Below are 6,745 nucleotides of genomic sequence, written 5' to 3'. Positions count from 1 at the left end.
GGCAGCGAGACCGGGGGCCGGTAGACGGGGAGTTGCTCGCCGAGTTCGGCGATCCAGTCGTGCTGGACGAAGAAGTGCTGGCGGCCGGTGAGGGTGTGCCAGGGCTTGAGGTGCTCGGTGTTGATGACGAACGGCGAGTAGCGCCGGCCCCCGGTCTCGCTGCCGGACCACTCGTACGAGGTGAGGACCGCGCGCGGCTGGGTGCGGGTGTCGGCGAAGGTGATGCGCTCGGCCTCGCGTTCGGCGGCCAGCGCCACCAGGCCCGCGCTGCCGGTGCGCTCCTCCAGCCGCCGGAAACCCTCGGTGGCGAGGCGGCCGTTGGTGGTGCCGGACAGGGCGAGGATCGCCTCGCACATGTCGTTCGCCGTGGCGAGCGAGGGGCGTCCGGCGGCGATTCCGTCGCGTACGGTGCCGCTGCGGCGCCGGAGGCCGTCCAGTTCCCGGTCCGGGTGGACGGTGACGCCCTTGGTGGTGGTGCCGAGGGTGTCGAGCAGCGGGCCGACGGCACGCATCTTCTGCGCCGTCGCGGCATAGTCCCGTTCGACGACGACCAGCTTCGGCATCGTCCGCCCGGGCACGGGCTCGCACTCGCCGAGCTTCCAGTCGCGTACGACGCCGCCCGGCTGGGCGAGTTCGTCGGGGGTGTCGTGCAGCAGCGGCACCGCGAGGACGTCCGTACGGGAGCCGAGGTGCTCCTTCGCCAGCTCGCTGAACCTGTCCGCCAGGCCGAGGAAGGCGTCGTAGTCGGTGCGGGCCTGCCAGGGCGGGGGGATGGCCGGGGTGAAGGCGTGCACGAAGGGGTGCATGTCCGTGCTGGACAGGTCGTCCTTCTCGTACCAGGTCGCGGCCGGCAGGACGACGTCGGCGAGCAGGCCCGTCGACGTCATCCGGAAGTCCAGGGTGACCAGCAGATCGAGCTTGCCCTCCGGCGCCTCCTCGCGCCACACCACGTCCTGCGGGCGCCCCTCGGGCGGGGTCTCCTCGGAGCGGACGGCCGCGTCGGTGCCCAGCAGGTGACGCAGGAAGTACTCGTTGCCCTTGCCGGAGGAGCCGAGCAGGTTCGCCCGCCACACGGTCAGCACCCGGGGGAAGTTGGCCGGGTCGTCGGGGTCCTCGGCGGCGAACTTCAGCCGCCCGGCCTTGAGTTCGCCGACGATGTACTCGGCAGGCTCACGCCCCCGCGCCTTCGCCTCGTCCGCCAGGTCGAGCGGGTTGCGGTCGAAGCCGGGGTGGCCGGGCGTCCAGCCGAGCCGGATCGCCTGCGCCAGACAGTCGGCGGTCGCCTTCCCGGTGAACCGTCCCGCGCCCAGCGGCGACGCCAGCTCGCCGGGTCCGAACGCCTCGTAGCGCCACTGGTCGGTGTTGAGGTACCAGTACGAGGTGCCCGCCATGTGCCGGGTGGGCCGCTGCCAGTCGAACGCGAACGCCAGGTGCTGTAGGCCGGTGATGGGGCGGATCTTCTCCTGGCCGACGTAGTGCGCCCAGCCGCCGCCGTTGACACCCTGGCAGCCGGTCATCGTCACCAGCGCGAGGAACGCCCGGTAGATGGTGTCCGAGTGGAACCAGTGGTTGGTGCCCGCACCCAGCGCGATCATCGAACGCCCCTGGGTGCGCTCGGCGTTGCGTGCGAACTCCCGCGCGATCCGTGCCGCCTGCGCGGCCGGCACGGAGGTGACCGTCTCCTGCCAGGCGGGGGTGTACGGCTGGGAGGCGTCCTCGTACGACGTCGGCCACGCACCCGGCAACCCGGGGCGGTGCACGCCGTACTGGGCCAGCATCAGGTCGAACACGGTCGTCACCAGCCGCCCGCCCACGGTGCGGACCGGCACACCCCGCACCATCGTCGACCCGCCCTCCGTGGGGCCCTCGTCGAAGCGGGGGAGCACGACCTCGGCGGTGTCCTCGGCGCGGCCGATCAGGCTCAACTCCGGTACGACGTCCCCGAGATCGAGGTTCCAGCGGCCCCGCCCGGCTTCTCCCCACCGGAAGCCGAGCGAGCCGCCGGGGATCACCGGTTCTCCGGTGACCCTGTCCAGAAGGACCGTCTTGAACTCGGCGTTCTCCTCCTCGCGGCGGCCGAGATCGGCGGCGGTCAGGAACCCGTCCGGGACGAGTCCCCGTTCGTGCTCGCGCAGGGTCACGAGGAACGGCGCGTCGGTGAACCTGCTCACGTAGTCGCGGAAGTACGGCACTTCGCGGTCGACGAGGAACTCCCGCAGGATCACGTGTCCCATCGCCATCGCCAGCGCGCCGTCCGTGCCCGGATGCGGGGCGAGCCACTCGTCGGCGTGCTTGACGTTGTCGGCGTAGTCGGGACTGACGGCGACGACCTTCGTGCCGTTGTAGCGGGTCTCGGTGAGGAAGTGCGCGTCCGGGGTGCGGGTGACGGGGATGTTCGACCCCCACATGATCAGGTAGCCCGCGTTCCACCAGTCGGCGGCCTCGGGGACGTCCGTCTGGTCGCCGAAGACCTGCGGCGAGGCGATCGGCAGGTCCGCGTACCAGTCGTAGAACGACAGCAGCGTGCCGCCGATCAGCGAGTGGAAGCGCGCGCCGGCCGCGAACGACGCCATCGACATCGCCGGGATCGGGGAGAAGGCCGCGACCCGGTCCGGGCCGTACGTCTTGATGGTGTGCACCTGTGCGGCGGCGACCAGCTCGGTCACCTCGTCCCAGCCGGCGCGGACCAGGCCGCCCCTGCCGCGGGCCCGCTTGTAGGCGCGGGCCTTGTCCGGGTCGCCGGTGATCTCGGCCCAGGCCGCCACCGGGTCGCCGAGCCGGCTGCGCGCCTCGCGCCACAGGGTGAGCAACTCGCCCCGCACGTACGGGTAGCGGACCCGGCTGGGGGAGTACGTGTACCAGGAGAAGGACGCCCCGCGCGGGCAGCCGCGCGGCTCGTACTCGGGGCAGTCCGCGCCGATCGACGGGTAGTCGGTGGCCTGGTGCTCCCAGGTGATGATGCCGTCCTTGACGTACACCAGCCACGAGCAGGACCCCGTGCAGTTCACGCCGTGCGTGGAGCGCACCACCCTGTCGTGCGCCCACCGGTCCCGGTAGAAGCCCTCCCAGCGGGCGTCGCCCGTGCCGAACTCCGCGCGGCCGTCGGCCGACACCTCACGGCGGGTCAGCAGCCGCCGCGCCGCGAGGGGCCAGGTCCTTGTGTCGTTCACCATGCCCGGAACGCTAGGCGGGCCCGCCCGACGGCCGCCCGGGGCCGAACGGCCCTGCCACGAGGCCCATCGGCCCCGGTGATCGGGACCGGTCGGAAGGCGCCGGGGCCGGGGCGGTGACGCGAGAGTCGGGGCGCCCCGTACAGCCGTGAGGGAAAGGACGGACACCATGCACCGGTCGTCCCCAGCAGAGCACACCGGCCCGGTGGCGGGCAGAGCCTGGCTGATGCTGGCCCTGGCCACCGTCGGATTCGCCGTCAACTTCTGGGCCTGGGCGCTGCTCAGCCCGCTCGGACCCCGCTTCAAGGACACCCTGCACCTCAGCTCCTTCCAGCAGTCGCTGCTGGTCGCCGTGCCCGTCGTGGTCGGCTCGCTGGGCCGGATCCCCGTCGGGGCGCTCACCGACCGCTACGGCGGACGCGTCATGTTCCCCGCCGTCTCCGCGGCCACCGTCCTGCCCGTGCTCTACCTCGGCCTCGCCGGACACTCCTCGCTGACCGCGCTGCTCGCCGGCGGGTTCCTCCTCGGCGTCGGCGGCACGGCGTTCGCCGTCGGGGTGCCCTTCGTCAACGCCTGGTTCCCGCCCGAGCGGCGGGGCCTGGCCATCGGCGTCTTCGGCATGGGCATGGGCGGCACCGCGATCAGCGCCCTGAGCACCGTCGAGCTGGTCGACGCGCACGGCACGAAGACCCCGTTCCTCATCACCGCCGCCGGCCTCGTTGCGTACGCCGTCCTCGCGGCGCTCGTCCTGCGCGATGCCCCCGGCCGCACGCCGGTGACCCAGCCGCTGGCCCGCACCCTCGCCGACACCCTCCGGCTCGCGGTGACCTGGCAGGCGGCGGCCCTGTACGCGGTCGCCTTCGGCGGGTACGTCGCCTTCTCCGTCTACCTGCCGACCTACCTCAAGACCGGCTACGGCCTCGCCCAGGCCGACGCCGCCGACCGGATGGCCGGGTTCGTGCTGCTCGCCGTCGCCATGCGGCCGGTCGGCGGCTGGCTCTCCGACCGGGTCGGGCCCGTCCGCGTCCTCGCGGTCGCGCTCGGCACCGTCCTGGCCGGGGCCTGCGTCCAGTCCCTCACCCCCGGCCTGGCGCCGGTCGGCACGGTCGCCTTCCTCGCCATGGCCGCCGCCCTCGGAGCGGCCAGCGGCGCGGTCTTCGCGCTCGTCGCCCTGCTGGCACCCGCGGGCAGGATCGGCTCGGTCACCGGGGTCGTGGGGGCGGCGGGAGGACTCGGCGGCTTCGTCCCGCCACTCGTCATGGGGGCGCTGTACGGCGCCTACGGGTCGTACGCCGTCGGCCTGCTCCTGCTGGGTGCGGTCGCTGCGGGAGCGCTGATGTTCACGGAGACGGGGGTGCGGTACGCGGTGGGGCGGCGCACGCGGTGAAGCGGGCCGGGACAGGGGATCTCCCCGCCCGGCCCGTGCTCGGCGCGCAGGACACGGCGGACGGCGCATCCGGGGTGAACTCCCGCCACGGGTACGCCGGTTCGCGTCCTCACCGGTGCGGCACCACCGCCACCGCGCACCCCGCGTGCTGGATCGCGGCGTGCGCGACAGGTCCCGTGCGGTGGGGGAGCCGGTGGCCGACGACCAGGAGGCTCGCGCCGGCCGCCGCGCGCGGGAGAGCCGTGGCGGGCTTGTCCTCGACGACCGTCTCCAGGACCGCCACGCCGGGATACTTGTCGCGCCAGGGGTCGAGGACGGTCCGCAGGAAGCCGAGCCATTCCTCCGCCTGGGCCGGACGGTCCAGGAGCGCGACGTCACCCGGGCCGAGCCCGAGCGCGCCGGAGGCGTTCCAGGCGTACACGGCGCGCAGCCGGGCTCGCCGCAGCCGGGCCGCCTCGAAGGCGAACTCGACGACCTCGTCGCCCGTGCCGGCGACGTCCACGGCGAGCACGACGTCCCGGTAGCCGGTCCACTCGCAAGCGCTGCCGTCGTCCTGCGGGACGTGCTCGTCGGGCGCGTCCGCGTCCGCGCGCACCAGCACGACCGGACCCTCCGCCTTCGCCACCACCCCCAGCGCGACCGACCCCACCAGGAACCCGGCGAACCCGCTCCACCCGTGCGACCCCAGCACCAGCGGCCGGGCCCGCCCGGCCTCCCGCAGCAGGGCGGCGGTCGCCGGACCCGCCACCAGTTCGTCGCCGAGCGGCAGTCCGGGGCAGGCGGCCCGGATCCGCTCCTCGGCCCGGCGCAGCGCACGGCGGGCCAGGTGCCGCTGGGCGGCGCCCGCGAGCACGGTGCCGTGCTGACGGGGGTACCGCTCCCCGGCGTGCACCAGCCGCAGCGGCCGGCCCCGCCGGACCGCCTCACGGGCCGCCCACAGCGCTGCGGCCATGCTCTCGTCGGACCCGTCGACTCCGACCACCACGGACTGTTCCATCACGACTCCTCCGGCCGGGCTGCTCACCTGCGGCCAGCATCCAGCGGTCCACCGATGCCGCGACAGGGACCGTCCGGCCCTCTCCCGTGCCCGCCCAGCCCCTGTGAACCGGGTGCGCCGCGCCGGAACCTGGAGGCGGGGTCCGGTGAGGAGGGCTCCGCGCAGAGCCGAAGGAGGCCCGGACATGAAGCCCATCGAGGTCGGCGCCCTCATGACCCGTGAGGTCGTCACCGCCCGGTACGGCACCCCGTTCAAGGAGGTGGTGCGGCTGCTCGACGAGCACCGCGTCGGCGGCCTCCCGGTCGTCGGCGACGACGGCACGGTCATCGGCGTGATCTCCGCGACCGACCTCGTCCCGCACCAGGCGGGACGCGCCGGCGTACGGCACCGCTTCAGTCCCCGCGCCCGGCGCGCGGCGGCCCGGAGCCGGGCCCGTACCGCCGGCGGCATCATGACGGCACCCGCCGTCACCGTCCGCGCCGACGCCACCGCCACCGAGGCGGCCCGCCTGATGGCCGCGCGCCGCGTGCAGCGGCTGCCGGTCGTGGACGCGGAGAACCGGCTCACCGGCATCGTCACCCGCCACGACCTCCTCCACGTCTTCCTGCGCCCGGACGAGGAGATCCTGCGCGCCGTACGGCAGGAGGTCCTCCTCGACACCCTCTGGCTGGTCCCGCAGACCATCGACGTCGCCGTGAGCGAGGGCGTCGTCTCCCTCACGGGACGGCTGGAGCGGCGCAGCGAGATCCCCGTCGCGGTCGGCATGACCCGCCGGCTCGACGGCGTCGTGGACGTCGTCGACCACCTCACCTACCGCATCGACGACACTCGCCTGCGCCCCGCCGAACAGGCCCTGCACGGCGTGGCCGACGACTGGCTGCGCAAGCTCTGACCGACGCGGCGCATGGCCATGATCCCGCTCGCCCTCATCGGCGTCCCCGGCTCGGTCCTGCGGCCGGGCGAACGTGAGTACGTGGCCTTGGAGTCCTAGCTCGGACACCAGCCGCAAACCAGCCGGATGATCACGCGCCTGCCGCCGCGGCGGACTGTTCGTCGTGCTCCCGCGGCATCCGTATGGCCCCGGCGCCGCCGATGGTCTTGCCGCGCTTCCGCGCGCTCTCGTGGCCTTCGAGGGTGCGGTCGCGGAGGCGCACGGGCCGGGGCAGTTCGGTCCATGCCGGGCCCGGCATG

The 6,745-nt window shown here is 74.0% G+C and carries 4 protein-coding genes; 2 read left to right on the top strand and 2 right to left on the bottom strand.

Going from position 1 to position 6,745, the window contains the following annotated elements; genetic code table 11:
* A partial coding sequence (locus tag AOK24_RS30245) for a nitrate reductase subunit alpha (RefSeq protein WP_055723220.1) occupies positions 1-3,173 on the bottom strand: 3,173 nt, incomplete at its 3' end.
* Between the two features lie 166 nt (positions 3,174-3,339).
* On the opposite strand from AOK24_RS30245, the gene AOK24_RS30240 reads away from it, so the two are divergent.
* Positions 3,340-4,557, top strand: a complete 1,218-nt coding sequence (locus tag AOK24_RS30240) for an MFS transporter (RefSeq protein WP_055723219.1) — start codon at positions 3,340-3,342, stop codon at positions 4,555-4,557.
* Positions 4,558-4,666: 109 nt separating this feature from the next.
* Here AOK24_RS30240 and AOK24_RS30235 read toward each other — a convergent pair whose 3' ends face one another.
* Entirely contained in the window at positions 4,667-5,554 is an 888-nt protein-coding gene (locus tag AOK24_RS30235) for a universal stress protein (RefSeq protein ID WP_055723218.1), read from the bottom strand.
* Between the two features lie 184 nt (positions 5,555-5,738).
* Here AOK24_RS30235 and AOK24_RS30230 point away from each other — a divergent pair, with 184 nt between their 5' ends.
* On the top strand, positions 5,739-6,446 hold the full coding sequence (locus AOK24_RS30230; RefSeq protein WP_055723217.1) for a CBS domain-containing protein: 708 nt from the start codon (positions 5,739-5,741) through the stop codon (positions 6,444-6,446).
* Positions 6,447-6,745 lie beyond the last annotated feature (299 nt).

Origin of the sequence: Streptomyces niveiscabiei, from assembly GCF_001419795.1 — a bacterium.
In the GTDB taxonomy this organism is placed as follows: domain Bacteria; phylum Actinomycetota; class Actinomycetes; order Streptomycetales; family Streptomycetaceae; genus Streptomyces; species Streptomyces niveiscabiei.
The sequence above is the reverse complement of the archived record's forward strand: the minus strand, read 5'-3'. Positions and strand labels throughout refer to the sequence as shown.

What these genes read in the sequence shown, in the direction of transcription:
- AOK24_RS30230 (WP_055723217.1), top strand. Translation starts at nt 5,739, where the DNA reads ATGAAGCCCATCGAGGTCGGCGCCCTCATGACCCGTGAGGTCGTCACC.
- AOK24_RS30240 (WP_055723219.1), top strand. Translation starts at nt 3,340, where the DNA reads ATGCACCGGTCGTCCCCAGCAGAGCACACCGGCCCGGTGGCGGGCAGA.
- AOK24_RS30235 (WP_055723218.1), bottom strand. Translation starts at nt 5,554, where the DNA reads ATGGAACAGTCCGTGGTGGTCGGAGTCGACGGGTCCGACGAGAGCATG.